Below are 16,694 nucleotides of genomic sequence, written 5' to 3'. Positions count from 1 at the left end.
CAGCAGGTCATCCACGCTGGTGGTGCGGTCTTCGTTGATCATGAAGCGGGCATAGGGCTGCTGCAGGGTCACCTTGGCAATGCTCAGCCGACCGGTGGAGAGCCGCCGGTCCGCGAGCGCGGGATCGTCGCAGATCCCTCCGCCGAACATGTGGATCACCGTCCCGGGGCGGGTAGGGTCCCTGGCGTACGTTGCTTCAACTGCAATCCGGCCATCGGCAAGTTGGGGGATGATCCTGACTCTCTTGCGCAGGGCCATCGCATACCTGGAGGGAAACGCGTGGAAGCCAACACTCGTAGCACCGGGCGTCTACCAGCTGCCTTCCTGACGCCGGGATCGTCCTCGTTCATGGACTTCCTGTCCGACCAGTCGCCCGAGATGCTCCCGGGCAACCGGAGTCTGCCGCCGCTCCAGGGGGCCATCGAGGCACCGCACGGGACGACCATCGTCGCGGCGTCCTTCCCTGGTGGCGTGGTCCTGGCCGGTGACCGGCGCGCCACCATGGGCAACATGATCGCGCAGCGCGACATCGAGAAGGTCTTCCCGGCCGACGAGTACTCGGCGGTGGGCATCGCCGGCACCGCCGGACTGGCCGTGGAGATGGTGAAGCTCTTCCAGCTGGAGCTGGAGCACTTCGAGAAGGTCGAGGGCGCCCAGCTCTCCCTGGAGGGCAAGGCCAACCGGCTCTCCACCATGATCCGCAGCAATCTGGCCATGGCCATGCAGGGCCTCGCCGTGGTGCCCCTCTTCGCGGGGTACGACGTCGACCGCGAGAAGGGCCGCATCTTCTCCTACGACGTCACCGGCGGCCGCTCCGAGGAGAACGGCTACGCCGCCACCGGCTCCGGGTCGATCTTCGCCCGCGGCTCCATGAAGAAGCTCTACCGCGAGGACCTGACGGAGGAGCAGGCCCTCACCCTGGTCGTGCAGGCGCTGTACGACGCCGCGGACGACGACTCGGCGACCGGCGGCCCGGACGTGGCCCGCCGGATCTACCCCATCGTCACCGTCATCACCGACGAAGGTTTCCGGAGGCTGGGCGACCAGGAGTCCGCCGACATCGCGCGCTCCATCCTGGAACGCCGCCTGGAGCAGCCCGACGGCCCGCGCGCCGCGCTGCTCTGACCCGGACTCCGAGCCTTCCGAGATGCACTCGTCACTGACAGAAAGGGACGGATAGCCGGTGTCGACGCCGTTCTATGTCTCACCCCAGCAGGCCATGGCCGACCGGGCGGAATACGCCCGCAAGGGCATCGCCCGTGGTCGCAGCCTCGTTGTGCTGCAGTATGCCGACGGCATTGTGTTCGTCGGCGAGAACCCGTCCCGCGCGCTGCACAAGTTCAGCGAGATCTATGACCGGATCGGCTTCGCGGCCGCCGGCAAGTACAACGAGTACGAGAACCTCCGCATCGGCGGCGTGCGCTACGCCGACCTGCGCGGATACACCTACGACCGCGACGATGTGACGGCCCGTGGGCTGGCCAACGTCTACGCCCAGACGCTCGGCACCATCTTCTCCAGCGCGGCCGAGAAGCCGTACGAGGTGGAGCTGGTCGTCGCCGAGGTCGGCACCGCCCCCGAGGGCGACCAGATCTACCGGCTGCCGCACGACGGTTCGATCGTGGACGAGCACGGCTCGGTCGCGGTCGGCGGCAACGCCGAGCAGATCAGCAGCTTCCTGGACCAGCGCCACCGCGACGGCATGACGCTCGCCGAGGCGCTGAAGCTGGCCGTCCAGGCGCTCTCCCGGGAGCCGGGCGGCGGTGAGCGGGAGATTCCCGCCGAGCGCCTCGAAGTCGCGGTGCTGGACCGTACGCGGCCCCAGCAGCGCAAGTTCAAGCGGATCGTCGGCCGCCAGCTGACCCGGCTGCTCGACGCGGACGCGGCGAGCGCCACCCCGACGGACGCCCCCTCCGACACCGAGGAAACCGAGTCCACCGATACGGGAACCGGCACGGACACCGGCACCGCGTCCGGCTCCACCGAGGAGTAGAAGGCGGCGCTTCACGTGCCCCCGGGCCGCCGGCTCGGGGGCACCGTCATGCCCGGGGGGCGGGCGGCGGCGCCGTGGAGCCGCGGACGACCAGCCGCACCGGCAGGCTGCCCGGCTCGGCGCGGCGGCCCTCCAGCACGGCCAGCAGCGCCTCCATGCCCTGTTCCCCGACCCGTTCGGCGGGGAGCTGGACGGTGGTGAGCTCGGGCTCCACCGCGGTGGCCAGGGCGAGGTCGTCGAAGCCGGTGACCGAGAGGTCGTCCGGTACCCGCAGCCCGAGTCGGCGGGCCGCCTTGCAGGCCCCGGCCGCCAGGATGTCGTCGTCGCAGACCATCGCGGTGGGCCGCTCCCCGGCCACGGCCAGCGCCTGCTCGGCCGCCTCCCGCCCGGCCCGTACGTCGAGCGGGGCCCGTACCGTACGGATGGTGGCGCCCGGCACCGCGCCCACCGCCTCCTGGAGCGCCTGCGCCCGGACCGCGAACGTCCAGGTGTCCACGGCGGACGCCAGATGGACGAGGCGCCGGTGGCCGAGGTCCAGCAGATGTTCCGTCACCTGGCGCATCCCGTCGGCGATGTCCAGGTTCACGTGGGCGGCCGCGTCCGTCCCGGCCGGGTCGCTGTCCAGCATCACCAGCGGCAGCTCGGCCCCGTGCAGGGCGCTCAGCGCGTCCGAGGCCATGGAGGAGGCGATCACCCCGTCCAGGGCGGCACGGGCCGAGGCGAACGGGTCCCGGGCCGGTCCCGTGCCGTCCGGCGAGGGGTAGAGCACCACGCCGAAGCCGTGCTCGGCGGCGACGGCCGCGGCCCCGGTGTACACGCGGGCGAAGAACTCGTTGGTGAGCGCCGGGACCACCAGCAGCGCGGTCCTGGTGCGCCCGAGCCGCAGGTTGCGGGCGGCCAGATTGGGCCGGTAGCCCAGCTCGGCCGCGCTCCGGCGGACCCGCTGGGCCGTGGCCTCGGACACCCGGCCCGGCCACTTCTCGCCGAGCACGAGCGAGACCGTCGCCTGCGAGACGCCCGCCGCGCGGGCCACGTCGCGGCTGGTGGGCCGGGGCGGGGCGGGCTGGTGCGAGTCGGTCACTCGGGCCTCCGTGCGCGGTGGTTCCGTGGCGCCGCGAGGTGGACCCGCGGACTGCGCACATGGTACGTATGAACCTCGAAGTTATACGTAAAACCTCAGGTGGTGGAAGCCATCCGGCGGAGAGGGGCGGGAATGGCCGCGGGATATCTGGACGTCCTCCGGGCGCGGCATGCCGCCCGGCTGCTGACGGGCACGCTGGTGGGGCGGCTGCCCAACGGCACCGCGCACATCGCGATCGTGCTGTTCACCCGCGCCGAGGGAGGCAGCTACACCCAGGCCGGCGCCCTGGCCGCCGCGTACGGGCTCGCCACCGCCGTCGGGCAGCCGCTGCTGGGGCGGGCGGTGGACCTGTACGGGCAGCCGCGTGTCCAGCTCCCCGCCGCCGTGCTCTCCGCCCTCGGCATGGCCCTGCTGGCCGTCGTGGGCCTCGGCTCGCTCCCGCTGGCCTACGCCGCCGTCATCGTCGCCGGTGTCGCCACACCGCCCCTGGAGGGCGGTCTGCGGGCCCTGTGGCCCAGCGTGCTCAAGCGCCGGGACCAGGTGCACCGGGCGTACGCCCTGGACGCCGTGGCGCAGGAGATCATGTTCACCGTCGGGCCGCTCCTGGTGACGCTCCTCGTTTCGCTGTGGTCCCCGGCCGCCGCCCTGCTCGTCATCAACGCCATCGGCGTCCTGGGCGCGTTGTCGGTCGTCCTGTCCGAACCCTCGCGCACCTGGCGCTCCGCGCCCCGCGAGGCGCACTGGCTCGGCGCCCTGCGCTCGCCCGGACTCCTCGCCCTGCTCGGCGCGTTCTTCTTCGTCGGGCTCGCGCTCGGCTCCATCACGGTGGCCGGCGTGGCCTACGCCGACGACCACGGCCGCGAGTCGGTGTACGGCTGGCTGATGGCCGCGCTCGGCCTCGGCGCCCTGATCGGAGGGCTGGGCTACGGGGCGCGGCAGTGGACCGGGGCGCCCGAGCGGCGGCTGCGCGTCATCGTCGGCCTTCTGGCCCTCGGCTACCTGCCGTTGGCGCTCACCCCTTCGGTCCCCGCCATGACCGCCCTCGCCGCCCTGGCCGGTGTCTTCCTCGCCCCGGCCATCGCGTGCTCGTTCATCGTGGTGGACCGGCACGCCCCGCGGGGCACGGTGACCGAGGCGTTCTCCTGGCTCGTCACCACCTTCGGCGTCGGCGCGGCCGCCGGGACGGCCGTCGCCGGACCGGCCGTCGAGCTCGGCTCCACCACCTGGAGCTTCGGCGTGGCGGGGGCCGGCGGAGTGCTCGCCCTGGTCGTCCTGCTGGCCACCGGAAAGGTGCTCGCACCTCCCGGAGGAGGCCCCGCCACCGTGACCGGATCGGAAAATGATCGAAACGGTACCGTCGAACCCGGTTTCAGCACCGGCCGTAAGGCGTAATGTTCAGTCATGGACCGCCGCATTTTCGGGCTGGAGAACGAGTACGGCGTCACGTGCACGTTCAGGGGACAGCGCCGACTGTCACCTGACGAAGTGGCGCGCTACCTCTTCCGCCGTGTTGTGTCATGGGGCCGCAGCAGCAATGTCTTTCTGCGGAACGGCGCCCGCCTCTACCTCGATGTGGGATCGCATCCGGAATACGCCACACCCGAATGCGACAATGTGACCGAACTGGTCACGCACGACAAGGCCGGCGAGCGCATTCTCGAAGGCCTGCTCGTCGACGCCGAACGACGCCTGCACGAGGAGGGAATCGCGGGCGACGTCTATCTCTTCAAGAACAACACCGACTCGGCGGGAAACTCCTACGGGTGCCACGAGAACTACCTCGTGGCCCGGCACGGAGAATTCTCCCGGCTCGCGGACATCCTCATCCCCTTCCTCGTCACCCGGCAGCTCATCTGCGGAGCGGGCAAGGTGCTCCAGACCCCGCGCGGAGCCGTCTACTGCGTCAGCCAGCGCGCCGAGCACATCTGGGAGGGCGTCAGCTCCGCGACCACCCGCTCCCGGCCGATCATCAACACCCGTGACGAACCCCACGCCGACGCCGAGCGGTACCGCCGCCTCCACGTCATCGTCGGTGACTCGAACATGTCCGAGACGACCATGCTGCTCAAGGTCGGCGCCACCGACCTGGTGCTCCGCATGATCGAGGCGGGCACGGTGATGCGCGACCTGACCCTGGAGAACCCGATCCGGGCCATCCGCGAGGTCAGCCACGACCTCACCGGCCGGCGCAAGGTGCGCCTGGCCAGCGGCCGCGAGGCCTCGGCCATCGAGGTCCAGCGGGAGTACTACGAGAAGGCCGTGGACTTCGTCGAGCGCCGGGGCATCCGCACCGGCACCGTCGACCAGGTCCTGGAGCTGTGGGGCCGCAGCCTCGACGCCATCGAGGCCGAGGATCTCGACCGGATCGACACCGAGATCGACTGGGTCATGAAGTACAAGCTCATCGAGCGGTACCGGGCCAAGCACAACATGACCATGTCCAATCCGCGGGTCGCCCAGATAGACCTCGCCTACCACGACATCCACCGCCGCCGGGGCCTGTTCTACCTCCTGGAGAAGAAGGGCCAGACCGCCCGCATCTGCAACGACCTGAAGATCTTCGAGGGCAAGTCGGTGCCCCCGCAGACCACCAGGGCGAGGCTGCGCGGCGACTTCATCCGCAGGGCCCAGGAGCAGCGGCGGGACTTCACCGTCGACTGGGTCCACCTCAAGCTCAACGACCAGGCGCAGCGCACGGTGCTGTGCAAGGACCCGTTCCGCTCCGTGGACGAGCGGGTGGAGAAGCTGATCGCGGGCATGTGAGCCGAGCCGGAGGGGATCCCTCGGCCGGCCGTCGTGCGACAGGGCCCCGTACGTTCCTCGTACGGGGCCTTCCGCACGGCCTAGAGTGGTTCGACATCCCAACCACAGTGCCCCCTGAGATCTGAGGAACCAGTGCGCCGAATTGCCGGCCTTCTCGTCGCCCCCCTCCTGCTGCTGTCGGCAGTGGCCTGCGGCAGCGACGACAAGGCCTCCGACTCCGCCTCGTCCAAGAACGGCGTGCCCGCGATCACCGCGGGCGCCAAGGTCGGCGAGAAGCCCACCCTCTCCAAGGGCGAGGGGGACCCGCCCAAGGAGCTGAAGACCGAAGTCGTCAGCGAGGGCGACGGTGCGAAGCTCAAGGACGGCGACGCGATCCAGGTCAACTACCTCGGTCAGTCGTGGGACTCCGACAAGCCGTTCGACAACAGCTTCGACCGCAAGCAGCCCTTCGACCTGACGCTCGGCGCGGGCATGGTCATCCAGGGCTGGGACAAGGGTCTCGTCGGCCAGAAGGTCGGCAGCCGCGTCGAGCTCGTCATCCCGCCGGAGCTCGGCTACGGCGAGCAGGGCCAGGGCGACATCAAGCCGAACGCCACCCTCGTGTTCGTCGTCGACATCCTGAAGGCCACCCAGATCCCGGCCTCCGCCAAGGGCACCGAGGTCGCCCAGGACAACATCGACCTGCCCAAGGTCGGCGTGAAGGACGACGGCAAGGCCCCGACGGTCACGATCCCCAAGAGCGACCCGCCGAAGAAGCTGGTCTCCAACTACGTCCTGGAGTCCGACGGCGACGTCGTCAAGGAGTCCGACAGCGTCGTGGTGAACTACGTCGGCATGATCTGGAAGGACGCCAAGGAGTTCGACAACACCTACTCCACCGGCAAGACCCAGACCTTCCCGCTGTCGCAGGTCACCCTCAAGGGACTCAAGGCCGGTCTGATCGACAAGAAGGTCGGCAGCCGGGTGCTCCTCGTCATCCCGCCGGACCAGGCCTTCGGTGACGAGCAGCAGCAGGCCATCCCGAAGAACTCCACGCTGGTCTTCGCCGTGGACATCCTCGCCAAGGTGTAAGACTGTCCCGGTTGCCCAGTTCATCATTTTGAGGAGCAGTTCAGTGAGCATCGAGAAGCCCGAGATCGACTTCCCGGGTGGCGAGCCGCCGGCCGACCTGGAGATCAAGGACATCTGGGAGGGCGACGGCCCCGTCGCCAAGGCCGGCGACAAGGTCAAGGTCCACTACGTGGGCGTGGCCTTCTCCACCGGTGAGGAGTTCGACGCCTCCTGGAACCGCGGCGCGCCGCTGGCCTTCCAGCTCGGTGTCGGCCAGGTCATCTCCGGCTGGGACCAGGGCGTGCAGGGCATGAAGGTCGGCGGCCGCCGCCAGCTGACCATCCCCGCGCACCTCGCGTACGGCGACCGTGGCGCGGGCAGCGCCATCGCCCCGGGTGAGACGCTGATCTTCGTCTGCGACCTGGTCTCGGTCTGATCCGTTCCGGTCACGGGAGCCACCGGACCCGGTCCGTTCCGGCCGCGTGACCCGCGCGGTTCGGTCCGTTTTGGTCGGGTAGGTTCCGTACCGGTCAGGTGAGTGAGGGCCCCCGCCGCTCGGCGGGGGCCCTCACCGCTGCCCGGTCCACGGGCTCGCTTTGGTCCCGACACCCCGGGGCGGTACGGTCGACGGTCGTAGAGCACAAGAGAAAGGGCGTCGATGGCGATTGCCAAGGCCGAGCGGTTGATGAACCTCGCACTGTGCCTGCTGGGGACCCGGCGCCCGCTCAGCAAGCGCGAGCTCCGCGGATCCATCGAGGCCTACCTCGAAGCGGGCTCCGACGACTCCTTCAACCGGATGTTCGAGCGCGACAAGGACGATCTGCGGGAGCTCGGCCTCGTCATCGAGACCGTCGAGAACCTCGACGGCGACATCGGATACCTGGCCCGCCGCGACAGCAACCGGCTGCCCCCCATCACCCTGGACGCCGAGGAGGCCGCCGCCCTCGGCCTCGCCGCCAAGGTCTGGCAGCAGGCCCGCCTCGCCGGGGCCGCCAGCGGCGCCCTGCAGAAGCTGCGCGCGGCCGGCATGCCCGAGGCCGAGGACGACTACGAGGTGCACAGCGCCCTCGAACCCCGCATCCCCGTCCACGAGGCCGCCTTCGAACCCCTCATGCTCGCCTGCCGTGACCGCCGCCCGGTCACCTTCGACTACCGCAAGGCCAACTCCGCCGCCCCCGTCCAGCGCCAGGTCGAACCCTGGACCCTGGAATGCTGGCGCGGCCACTGGTACCTCGCGGGCTGGGACCGGGGCCGCGGGGCCGAGCGCGTCTTCCGGCTCTCCCGCATCACCGGCAAGGTCCGCTCCCGCGCCGGAGCCTTCACCGCCGAGGTGCCCGACGTCGTCACGGTCCGCGAGACCGTCGAGAGCTGGGCCGGCGAGATCGCCACCCGCACCGCCCGGATCAGGCTCCGCGCCGGATCGGGCTACCCGCTGCGTTCGCGGGCGATATCCGTCCATGGGCGCGGCGACGGCTGGGACGAGCTGGAGATCCCGTACGGACACGGGCTGGACGCCTGGCTCGTCGAGTTCGGGCCGGACGTCGTCGTGGAGGAACCCGCCGATCTGCGGGCCGATGTGGTGGACCGGCTGCGCGCCGTGGCCAAGGACTAGGACGAGGGAACGCAGCGATGGCCACGAACGCGATCGACCAGACCCGCCGCATGCTCTCCCTGGTGACGTACCTGCGCGAGCGCCCCGGCGCCCACGTCCAGGACGTGGCGCGGGCCTTCGGGATCACCGAGGACGAGCTGATCTCGGACCTCGACGTGCTGCCCATGTGCGGCACCAGCTTCCGCGGCGGGGACCTCCTCGACATCGACACCGACGGCGACCGGATCTGGTGGCACAACCCGGACGACGTCGCCGAGCCGCTCCGGCTCGCCGCCGACGAGGCCACCGCCCTGCTGGTCGCCGCGCGCGCCGTCGCGACCCTGCCCGGCCTGCGCGAGAGCGACCGGCTGGCCCTGGTCCGCGCGACCGCCAAGCTGGAGACGGCGGCCGGGGAGTCCGGGGCGGCCAGCTCCCGGCTCTCGGTGACCTTCGAGGCGGAGGGCGGTGTCTTCGCCGACGTCGACCGGGCCATCTCCGAGCGCCGCCGCCTCTGGCTGCGCTACTACTCGCCCGCCCGCGACGAGCTCACCGAGCGCGAGGTCGACCCGATCCGGCTCTTCGCCGTCGGCCACACCTACATGGAGGGCTGGTGTCGGCTCTCCGAGGCCCGGCGGACCTTCCGCCTGGACCGGGTCGCCGAGATCCGCCTCCTCGACGCGCCCGCCGCACCGCCGGAGCTGGAGCTGCGGGACCTCTCCGAAGGGCTGGTCCAGCCCGCGGCGGAGGACCCCGAGGTCGTCATCGAGGTCACCGCGGGAGGCCGCTGGGTCGCCGAGTACTACCCGCACGACTCCGCCGAGGAACTGCCCGACGGCGGACTGCGGATCACCCTGCGCACCCCCGACCCGGCCTCGCTGCGCCGCCTCGCCCTGCGCCTCGGCGGCGAGGGCCGCATCGTCGCCCCGCCGGAGCTCGCCGAGAGCGCCCGGACGGCGGCCCGCGAGGCGCTCGCCGCCTACGACACGGTCTGAAGCGGCCCCGGAGCGGAGACGAGATGCACCCCACGTACCTCATGCCGGTCACCGGCACCGGCCCGGCGGCCGTCCGCACCGGCCGGCCCACTGCCACCGGAGCGGCGGCCACCCGTACCGGCCCGGTCCCGGTACCCGTACCCGCCGCCGTACGGTTCCGGGCCGCCTGCCCTGACTGCCGCGGGCGCTTCGAACTCGCGGCGGGAGCACTGCGCCTGGCGATCGGCGCCAGCAGCCGCACCACCTTCTACACCTTCACCTGCCCGGAGTGCTCCGCCCCGGTCCGCAAGCCCGCCGGGGAGCGCATCATCGAACTGCTCACCGGAGGCGGCGTACGGACCCTGCGCCTGCACGCCACCTCGTAGCGTCCGTAGGAAGAGGCACCGCCGCATGTTCTGGCCCATGCTCGCCATCGCCCTGGGGTTCCTGGGGGTCGCCGTCCTCGGCGTGCTCGCCATCAAGGTCTTCGTCGAGGCGCAGCGCCTCGGCCGCCAGGTCACCACCACCACCGAGCGCGTCAACGAGGCGTCGGAGGACCTCGAACGGGCGGCGACCCGTCTCGCCGCCACCGGTGACAGCCTGCGCTGACGGGCCCGCGGCCTGATGTTCCACGGCCCCGAGGGGTACGCTGCATGGGTCGGCCCAGGCAGGGAGGCGCAGGCCGCAGTACGCACGGGCATTGCCTGGCGTTTACCCCTGCGGGTTACGATCGCTGCCAAGCGCAACGACCGGACGTACGCCCGGTCGAACGGGTAGCGAGCCCACCTCCAGCCGCCTCAGTGAGAAGGAAGTCGCACATGATCGGCAATCTGAAGCCCCTAGAGATCGTTCTGATCATCGCTGTCATCCTGCTGCTCTTCGGCGCCAAGAAGCTCCCCGACATGGCGCGTTCGCTCGGCAAGTCGGCCCGCATCCTCAAGAGCGAGGCCAAGGCGATGAAGAAGGACGACGCGGCGACCGCCACGCCCACGACGGAGACCGTCGCGGACCAGACCCCGCCGCCGTCCACCACCGCACGCACCATCCAGGCCGCCCCGGGTGACGTCACCAGCTCCCGCCCGGTCAACGAGCCCAAGCCCACCACCCAGAGCTGACCGCTGAGGCGCTCCGCCGACAGCCGCCGCACGAGACGAGGGAAGTGGGTTGCTCAAGTCTGCCCGCAAGCAGGAGAAGGACGACGAGGGGCGGATGCCTCTCCTCGATCACCTGCGTGAGCTGCGTAACCGGCTGCTGAAGGCCGTGCTGGCGATCGTCGTCGTGATGATCGTGGCGGCGTTCTTCCAGAAGGAGATCTACGAGTTCCTTCTGGCCCCCATCCAGGAGTCGGTCGGCTGCAAGAACGGCATCGTCACGACCGTCGACGGCAAGTCCTGTGCGCTGCTGAAGACCGACACCCTGATCGGCCCGTTCACCAACGCGCTGAAGGTCGCGCTGATGTCCGGCGTGCTGCTGGCGACCCCGATCTGGCTGTACCAGCTGTGGGCGTTCGTCGCACCGGGGCTGCACAAGGGTGAGAAGCGTTACGCCTACGCCTTTGCCGTCGTCGGCGCACCGCTCTTCCTGGCCGGCGGCTATCTCGCCTACGCGATCCTCCCGCAGACCGCCGAGATCATGCTCGGGTTCAGCCCCGACGACGTGCAGAACCAGATCGGGCTCGACAGTTATCTGGACCTGCTCGTCCGCATGGTGATCGTCTTCGGGCTCGCCTTCGAACTGCCCCTGCTGCTCATCGCGCTCAACATGACAGGCGTCCTCTCCGGGAAGCGGATGCTCGGCTGGTGGCGCGGGATGATCGTCGGCCTCACCGCCTTCTCGGCCATCGCCACCCCCGGCGGCGAGCCCATCTCGATGCTCCTGCTGGCCGGCCCGCTCGCGGTGCTCTACTTCATCGCCGTCGGCGTCTCCCTGCTCAACGACAAGCGCCGCAACCGCAACAACCCGGATGCCGAGCTCAGTGACGACGAGGCGTCCGAGCTGGACCTGACCCCCGAGCCGGTCGGAGGGACCGAGCCCGTGGCGGACCCGCGCAGAGCGCTGCCGGGACAGGCTTCCGGCGAGGCGGACGGCTCCCGCTCGCACCGGCTCAACGGTTACGACGACATCACCTGACCTTGTAGGGTCCGGCGGGTGACCAGCGAGATCACCCTCTTCGTCAATCCCACCGCAGGACGCGGCCGGGGCGCGCACGCCGCGCAGCCGGCCGCTTCCGCGTTGCGGGACGCCGGATTCTCCGTCCGTACGGTCCTCGGTGAGGACGCCGGCGACGCACTGCGCCGGGCCCGCGAGGCCGTGGCGGCGGGGACCGGGGCGCTGATAGCCGTGGGCGGGGACGGGCTGGTGTCCCTCGCCCTCCAGGCCGTCGCCGGGACGAGTACGCCGCTGGGCGTCGTCGCCGTCGGCACCGGCAACGACTTCGCCCGTGCGCTGGGCCTGCCGGTCCGCGACCCGGCCGCCGCCGGAGCGCTGGCGGCGCGGGCGCTCAAGGAGGGGAGCCATCGCGACGTCGACCTCGGACGCGTCGGGGAGCGCTGGTTCGGCTCCGTGCTCGCCTCCGGCTTCGACTCCCGGGTGAACGACCGGGGCAACCGGATGCGCCTGGTCGGCGGCCGGTTCAAGTACGACCTCGCGATCCTCGCCGAACTGGCCGCCTTCGCGCCGATCCCGTACCGCATCCGGTTCGACGGGGGAGAGGCCCGGGAGATCGAGGCCACGCTCATCGCGGTGGGCAACGGCACCACCTACGGCGGGGGCATGCGGATCTGCGCCGGCGCCGAGATGGACGACGGCCTCTTCGACGTGACCGTGGTGGGCGACTGCACCCGCGCCACGCTGCTCAAGGTGTTCCCGAAGGTCTACAAGGGCACGCATCTGAACCACCCCGCCGTCACCGTGCACCGGGTCTCCTCGATCGAGCTGGTGGCGGCCGGTGTCACGGCGTACGCGGACGGTGAACCGCTGGGCGCCCTGCCGCTCACGGCGGTCTGCGTACCGGGTGCCGTACGGGTGCTCACCGGGGGCTGATGAGGAGCTGACCGGGCCGCGGGCCGGTCGTGGCCGTCGATGGCCAAGGGGATTTAAAGATCGCGCTGAGTGTCGGAGGTGGCGGGTAGGCTCGTATGCAAGATGACAGAGGACCTCTCACCAGCTGAGCGATACGAGGCATCCCGCGCCCGTGCGGCCGAGATGGCGACGGCCCTCGGGCCCTTCCGGGAGATGTACGAGTTCGGACTGGACCCGTTCCAGATCGAGGCCTGCCAGGCTCTTGAGGCGGGCAACGGGGTGCTGGTCGCGGCCCCGACCGGGTCGGGCAAGACGATCGTCGGCGAGTTCGCCGTCCACCTGGCCCTGGAGCAGGGCCGCAAATGCTTCTACACCACGCCGATCAAGGCGCTCTCCAACCAGAAGTTCGCGGATCTGGTCAAGCGGTACGGCGCGGACAAGGTCGGCCTGCTGACCGGCGACAACAGCGTCAACTCCGAGGCGCCGGTGGTCGTGATGACCACCGAGGTCCTGCGGAACATGCTGTACGCGGGCTCGCAGTCGCTCGCCGGGCTCGGCTATGTCGTCATGGACGAGGTGCACTACCTCTCCGACCGCTTCCGGGGCGCGGTCTGGGAGGAAGTGATCATCCACCTCCCGGAGTCGGTGACGCTGGTCTCCCTGTCGGCGACCGTGTCCAACGCGGAGGAGTTCGGCGACTGGCTGGACACCGTGCGCGGCTCCACCGAGGTGATCGTCTCCGAACACCGGCCGGTGCCGCTCTGGCAGCACGTGATGGCCGGACGCAAGATGTACGACCTCTTCGAGGAGGCGACCGACCACGGTGGCCGCGGCGTCGGGCGCCGTGAGGTCAACCCGGACCTGGTCCGGCTCGCCCGTATGGAGAACCAGAACACCTACAACCCGCGCGAGCGCCGCCGGGGCAAGATGGTGCGCGAGGCCGACCGCGAGCGCGAGCGGCGCCAGCGCAGCCGGATCTGGACGCCCGGACGGCCCGAGGTCATCGAGCGGCTGGACCACGAGGGCCTGCTGCCGGCCATCACCTTCATCTTCAGCCGGGCCGGCTGCGAAGCCGCCGTACAGCAGTGTCTGTACGCCGGGCTCCGGCTCAACGACGAGGACAAGCGCCGGCTGGTGCGCGAGATCGTCGAGGAGCGGACCGCGTCCATCCCCGGCGAGGATCTGCACGTGCTGGGCTACTACGAGTGGCTCGAAGGGCTGGAGCGGGGCATCGCCGCACACCACGCGGGCATGCTGCCGACCTTCAAGGAGGTCGTCGAGGAGCTGTTCGTCCGTGGCCTGGTGAAGGCGGTCTTCGCCACCGAGACCCTGGCGCTCGGCATCAACATGCCCGCGCGCTCGGTGGTGCTGGAGAAGCTCGTCAAGTGGAACGGCGAACAGCACGCCGACATCACCCCCGGCGAGTACACGCAGCTCACCGGCCGGGCCGGACGGCGCGGCATCGACGTCGAGGGCCACGCGGTGGTCCTGTGGCAGCGCGGCATGGACCCGACGGCGCTGGCCGGGCTCGCCGGCACGCGGACGTATCCGCTGCGCTCCAGCTTCCGCCCCTCGTACAACATGGCGGTCAACCTGGTGCAGCAGTTCGGGCGGCACAGGTCGCGGGAGCTGCTGGAGACCTCGTTCGCCCAGTTCCAGGCGGACAAGTCCGTCGTCGGGATCTCCCGGCAGGTGCAGCGCAACGAGGAGGGCCTGGAGGGCTACAAGGAGGGCATGAGCTGCCACCTCGGTGACTTCGAGGAGTACGCGCGGCTGCGCCGCGACCTCAAGGACCGGGAGACGGAGCTCGCCAAGCAGGGCGCTGCGCAGCGGCGGGCGGCGGCGGCCGCCTCGCTGGAGAAGCTGAAGCCGGGCGATGTCATCCATGTGCCGACGGGCAAGTTCGCGGGTCTCGCCCTGGTGCTGGAGCCCGGTCTGCCCGCCGGGCGGGCCAACGGGCACCGCGGGTTCGACCACCACGACGGGCCGCGTCCGCTGGTGCTGACCGCCGAACGGCAGGTCAAGCGGCTGGCCTCGATGGACTTCCCGGTGCCGGTGGAGGCGCTGGACCGGATGCGCGTCCCGAAGTCGTTCAACCCGCGCTCGCCGCAGTCCCGGCGCGATCTGGCCTCCGCGCTGCGGACGAAGGCCGGGCACATCGTGCCCGACCGGCACCGCAAGGAGCGGGCACCGGCCGCCGACGACCGGGAGATCGCCCGGCTCCGGTCCGAGCTGCGCGCCCACCCGTGCCACGGGTGCGACGAGCGGGAGGACCACGCGCGCTGGGCCGAGCGCTACCTCCGGCTGCGGCGGGACACCCGGCAGCTGGAGAAGCGGATCGAGGGGCGGACGAACACGATCGCCCGCACCTTCGACCGGATCGTCGCGCTCCTCACCGAGCTGGACTACCTCCGGGGCAACGAGGTCACGGAGAACGGGCGGCGGCTGGCCCGGCTGTACGGGGAGCTGGACCTGCTCGCCAGTGAGTGTCTGCGGGACGGGGTCTGGGAAGGGCTCAACCCCGCTGAACTCGCGGCTTGTGTCTCGGCGTTGGTGTACGAGGCGCGGCAGGCCGATGACGCGGTCGCGCCGAAGCTGCCGGCCGGGCCCGCCAAGGTCGCCATGGGCGAGATGGTGCGGATCTGGGGGCGGCTGGACGCGCTGGAGGAGGACTTCAAGATCAATCAGACGGAGGGGGTCGGGCAGCGCGAGCCCGATCTCGGCTTCGCCTGGGCGGTCTACATGTGGGCCTCCGGGCGCACGCTGGACGAGGTGCTGCGCGAGGCGGAGATGCCGGCGGGGGACTTCGTACGGTGGTGCAAGCAGGTGATCGACGTGCTGGGGCAGGTGGCCGCGGCGGCTCCTCGGGAGGGGAGCGCGGGGGCCAGTTCTGTGTCCCGGAACGCGCGGAAGGCGGTTGACGCGGTGCTGCGGGGGGTCGTGGCGTACAGCTCTGTCGGCTGACGCCGGTGGGGTGATGCTGTGGGGGCGGTGCCGTGCGGTGCGGTGTGGGTGGGGCGGTGCGGTGGGGCGCCTGCGGCGGGCTGTTCCCCTACCCGCCCCTTCCCGAGACCGGGGCGCTGCCCCGGACCCCGCTCCTCAAGCGCCGGAGGGGCTGAAGGGGGCGGGGCTTTGCCCCGGACCCCGCTCCTCAAGCGCCGGAGGGGCTGAAGGGGGCGGGGCTTTGTCCCGGGCCCTGCTCCTCAAGTGCCGGAGGGGCTGATGAGGGTGGGGCTTTGTCCCGGGCCCTGCTCCTCAAGTGCCGGAGGGGCTGAAGGGGGCGGGGCGCTGCCCCGGGCCCGCTCCCCAAGCGCCGGAGCGGCTGAAGGAGAGCGGGGCTCGGCGCGCAGGAAGGGGTCAGGAGCGGCGGCTTCTCATTGCCGCCCCCGCGCAGACCATGCCCAGCAGCACCGTCAGTCCGCCGACGACGATGTTGCTGATCACGATCCCGGTGTCCGGACTGCTCCCGACCACCCACGTCGACACGATGATCCACGCACCGATCGCGCACATCGCCCAGCTCAGGCCGTACATGCGCGCGGGCATCGCGGTGAAGCCCAGGGCCAGGACGGCGATGGCGATACCCATCACGAGGTTGTGTGCCGCCAGGGCGGGCTGGCCGGCCGTGAAGTGGAGCACCCAGGGGGAGACGGCGCAGTAGAGGCCGACGAGGAACACCGGCGCGTCCACCAGTGCCACATCGCGGCCGCCCATCACCTTGTCGTACCGCGCGCGCATTTCGGGGGCATCGGGATGGCCCGCTATGTCACTCCTGGCGTGTGAGACGTTGCTCATGAGATTTCGTCTCCTTCGGTCCTGTGGGCCCTGGCGCCGTACGGAGTGGGCGCCAGGCACCCGTATGTCTATTCTGCTCTTATATGCCCCTTATCTGCACCCTCGCTGTCCAGGGCGTTCGGCCAGGGCGAGAAGGTCCGGCACGCGCAGGGCCCGGTCCCCATGCCCCGGCAGCGGTACGTGCGGGAGCCCGGTCCAGCGGCCCGGGACAGCGTCGATGCACGCCCATCGCCGGAACCGGTCGAAGACGTCCGGCAGGTCCAGGCCGCCCCGCTCCAGCAGCGATTCGCCGACCGGCACCGCCATCTGCGTGTCGTCCGTCGCCTCGCCCGGGCCAATCCGGATAGACCCGGATCTGTCGGGTGTTGCGGTAATCGCTTCCGTTGTAGAGCCAGTAGCGCTCCTTGATCTGCTTGATCATGTCCGGCG

The 16,694-nt window shown here is 70.8% G+C and carries 16 protein-coding genes and 2 pseudogenes; 15 read left to right on the top strand and 3 right to left on the bottom strand.

Annotation, left to right across the window (positions count from 1 at the left end):
• Positions 1-141: 141 nt before the first annotated feature.
• The 3 genes and pseudogenes from AB0917_RS28665 to prcA all read left to right on the top strand — a co-directional run.
• A pseudogene (locus AB0917_RS28665) lies at positions 142-328 on the top strand (endonuclease domain-containing protein); the annotation flags it as partial.
• Entirely contained in the window at positions 280-1,125 is an 846-nt protein-coding gene (prcB, locus tag AB0917_RS28660; protein WP_030570217.1) for a proteasome subunit beta, read from the top strand. The pseudogene AB0917_RS28665 and the gene prcB, both read left to right, overlap by 49 nt.
• A 58-nt stretch (positions 1,126-1,183) precedes the next feature.
• Positions 1,184-1,993, top strand: coding sequence for a proteasome subunit alpha (gene prcA / locus AB0917_RS28655; protein ID WP_366822585.1), 810 nt, complete (start codon positions 1,184-1,186; stop codon positions 1,991-1,993).
• 46 nt (positions 1,994-2,039) lie between these two features.
• Here the strand turns inward: prcA and AB0917_RS28650 are convergent, their stop codons facing one another.
• Positions 2,040-3,074 carry a LacI family DNA-binding transcriptional regulator gene (locus tag AB0917_RS28650; protein WP_366822584.1) on the bottom strand — a complete coding sequence of 345 codons (1,035 nt, stop codon included), beginning with the start codon at positions 3,072-3,074 and terminating at the stop codon, positions 2,040-2,042.
• A 132-nt stretch (positions 3,075-3,206) separates the two neighbouring features.
• On the opposite strand from AB0917_RS28650, the gene AB0917_RS28645 reads away from it, so the two are divergent.
• The 12 genes from AB0917_RS28645 to AB0917_RS28590 all read left to right on the top strand — a co-directional run bounded on the left by AB0917_RS28645 (position 3,207) and on the right by AB0917_RS28590 (position 15,434).
• The gene (locus AB0917_RS28645; protein WP_366822583.1) at positions 3,207-4,466 is read left to right on the top strand and encodes an MFS transporter; all 1,260 of its coding nucleotides are present in this window, start codon (positions 3,207-3,209) and stop codon (positions 4,464-4,466) included.
• Positions 4,467-4,475: 9 nt separating this feature from the next.
• Entirely contained in the window at positions 4,476-5,837 is a 1,362-nt protein-coding gene (pafA, locus tag AB0917_RS28640) for a Pup--protein ligase (protein WP_366822582.1), read from the top strand.
• Between the two features lie 132 nt (positions 5,838-5,969).
• Positions 5,970-6,908 carry an FKBP-type peptidyl-prolyl cis-trans isomerase gene (locus tag AB0917_RS28635; protein WP_366822581.1) on the top strand — a complete coding sequence of 313 codons (939 nt, stop codon included), beginning with the start codon at positions 5,970-5,972 and terminating at the stop codon, positions 6,906-6,908.
• Positions 6,909-6,951: 43 nt separating this feature from the next.
• A complete protein-coding gene (locus tag AB0917_RS28630; RefSeq protein WP_109166505.1) occupies positions 6,952-7,323 on the top strand; it encodes an FKBP-type peptidyl-prolyl cis-trans isomerase in 372 nt (123 codons plus the stop codon).
• Positions 7,324-7,545: 222 nt separating this feature from the next.
• A complete protein-coding gene (locus AB0917_RS28625; protein ID WP_366822580.1) occupies positions 7,546-8,499 on the top strand; it encodes a WYL domain-containing protein in 954 nt (317 codons plus the stop codon).
• Positions 8,500-8,516: 17 nt separating this feature from the next.
• The gene (locus AB0917_RS28620) at positions 8,517-9,470 is read left to right on the top strand and encodes a WYL domain-containing protein (protein WP_366822579.1); all 954 of its coding nucleotides are present in this window, start codon (positions 8,517-8,519) and stop codon (positions 9,468-9,470) included.
• A gap of 23 nt (positions 9,471-9,493) precedes the next feature.
• Positions 9,494-9,835 (top strand): hypothetical protein, encoded by a 342-nt coding sequence (locus tag AB0917_RS28615; RefSeq protein WP_366822578.1) that lies wholly within the window; start codon positions 9,494-9,496, stop codon positions 9,833-9,835.
• A 25-nt stretch (positions 9,836-9,860) separates the two neighbouring features.
• Positions 9,861-10,058, top strand: coding sequence for a hypothetical protein (locus AB0917_RS28610; RefSeq protein ID WP_366822577.1), 198 nt, complete (start codon positions 9,861-9,863; stop codon positions 10,056-10,058).
• 209 nt (positions 10,059-10,267) lie between these two features.
• Entirely contained in the window at positions 10,268-10,564 is a 297-nt protein-coding gene (gene tatA, locus AB0917_RS28605; RefSeq protein ID WP_366822576.1) for a Sec-independent protein translocase subunit TatA, read from the top strand.
• Positions 10,565-10,613: 49 nt separating this feature from the next.
• Complete coding sequence (gene tatC / locus AB0917_RS28600) at positions 10,614-11,579, top strand: twin-arginine translocase subunit TatC (protein WP_366822575.1); 966 nt, start codon at positions 10,614-10,616, stop codon at positions 11,577-11,579.
• Positions 11,580-11,597: 18 nt separating this feature from the next.
• Positions 11,598-12,491, top strand: coding sequence for a diacylglycerol kinase (locus tag AB0917_RS28595; RefSeq protein ID WP_366822574.1), 894 nt, complete (start codon positions 11,598-11,600; stop codon positions 12,489-12,491).
• Positions 12,492-12,593: 102 nt separating this feature from the next.
• A complete protein-coding gene (locus tag AB0917_RS28590) occupies positions 12,594-15,434 on the top strand; it encodes a DEAD/DEAH box helicase (RefSeq protein WP_366822573.1) in 2,841 nt (946 codons plus the stop codon).
• A gap of 393 nt (positions 15,435-15,827) precedes the next feature.
• Here AB0917_RS28590 and AB0917_RS28585 read toward each other — a convergent pair whose 3' ends face one another.
• Both AB0917_RS28585 and AB0917_RS28580 read right to left on the bottom strand, forming a co-directional pair.
• Positions 15,828-16,265 carry an SPW repeat protein gene (locus AB0917_RS28585; RefSeq protein ID WP_366822572.1) on the bottom strand — a complete coding sequence of 146 codons (438 nt, stop codon included), beginning with the start codon at positions 16,263-16,265 and terminating at the stop codon, positions 15,828-15,830.
• A 222-nt stretch (positions 16,266-16,487) separates the two neighbouring features.
• A pseudogene (locus AB0917_RS28580) lies at positions 16,488-16,640 on the bottom strand (ADP-ribosylglycohydrolase family protein); the annotation flags it as partial.
• Positions 16,641-16,694: the final 54 nt, after the last annotated feature.

Origin of the sequence: Streptomyces sp. NPDC007346 (assembly GCF_040703535.1) — a bacterium.
Taxonomy (GTDB): domain Bacteria; phylum Actinomycetota; class Actinomycetes; order Streptomycetales; family Streptomycetaceae; genus Streptomyces.
Note: the sequence above shows the minus strand (reverse complement) of the source record. Positions and strands in the feature narration are given on the sequence as shown.

Excerpts from the sequence above, each read along its gene's own strand:
- AB0917_RS28645 (WP_366822583.1), top strand. The coding sequence starts at position 3,207 with ATGGCCGCGGGATATCTGGACGTCCTCCGGGCGCGGCATGCCGCCCGG.
- pafA (WP_366822582.1), top strand. The coding sequence starts at position 4,476 with ATGGACCGCCGCATTTTCGGGCTGGAGAACGAGTACGGCGTCACGTGC.
- AB0917_RS28625 (WP_366822580.1), top strand. The coding sequence starts at position 7,546 with ATGGCGATTGCCAAGGCCGAGCGGTTGATGAACCTCGCACTGTGCCTG.
- AB0917_RS28620 (WP_366822579.1), top strand. The coding sequence starts at position 8,517 with ATGGCCACGAACGCGATCGACCAGACCCGCCGCATGCTCTCCCTGGTG.
- AB0917_RS28615 (WP_366822578.1), top strand. The coding sequence starts at position 9,494 with ATGCACCCCACGTACCTCATGCCGGTCACCGGCACCGGCCCGGCGGCC.
- AB0917_RS28610 (WP_366822577.1), top strand. The coding sequence starts at position 9,861 with ATGTTCTGGCCCATGCTCGCCATCGCCCTGGGGTTCCTGGGGGTCGCC.
- tatA (WP_366822576.1), top strand. The coding sequence starts at position 10,268 with ATGATCGGCAATCTGAAGCCCCTAGAGATCGTTCTGATCATCGCTGTC.
- AB0917_RS28590 (WP_366822573.1), top strand. The coding sequence starts at position 12,594 with ATGACAGAGGACCTCTCACCAGCTGAGCGATACGAGGCATCCCGCGCC.
- AB0917_RS28585 (WP_366822572.1), bottom strand. The coding sequence starts at position 16,265 with ATGAGCAACGTCTCACACGCCAGGAGTGACATAGCGGGCCATCCCGAT.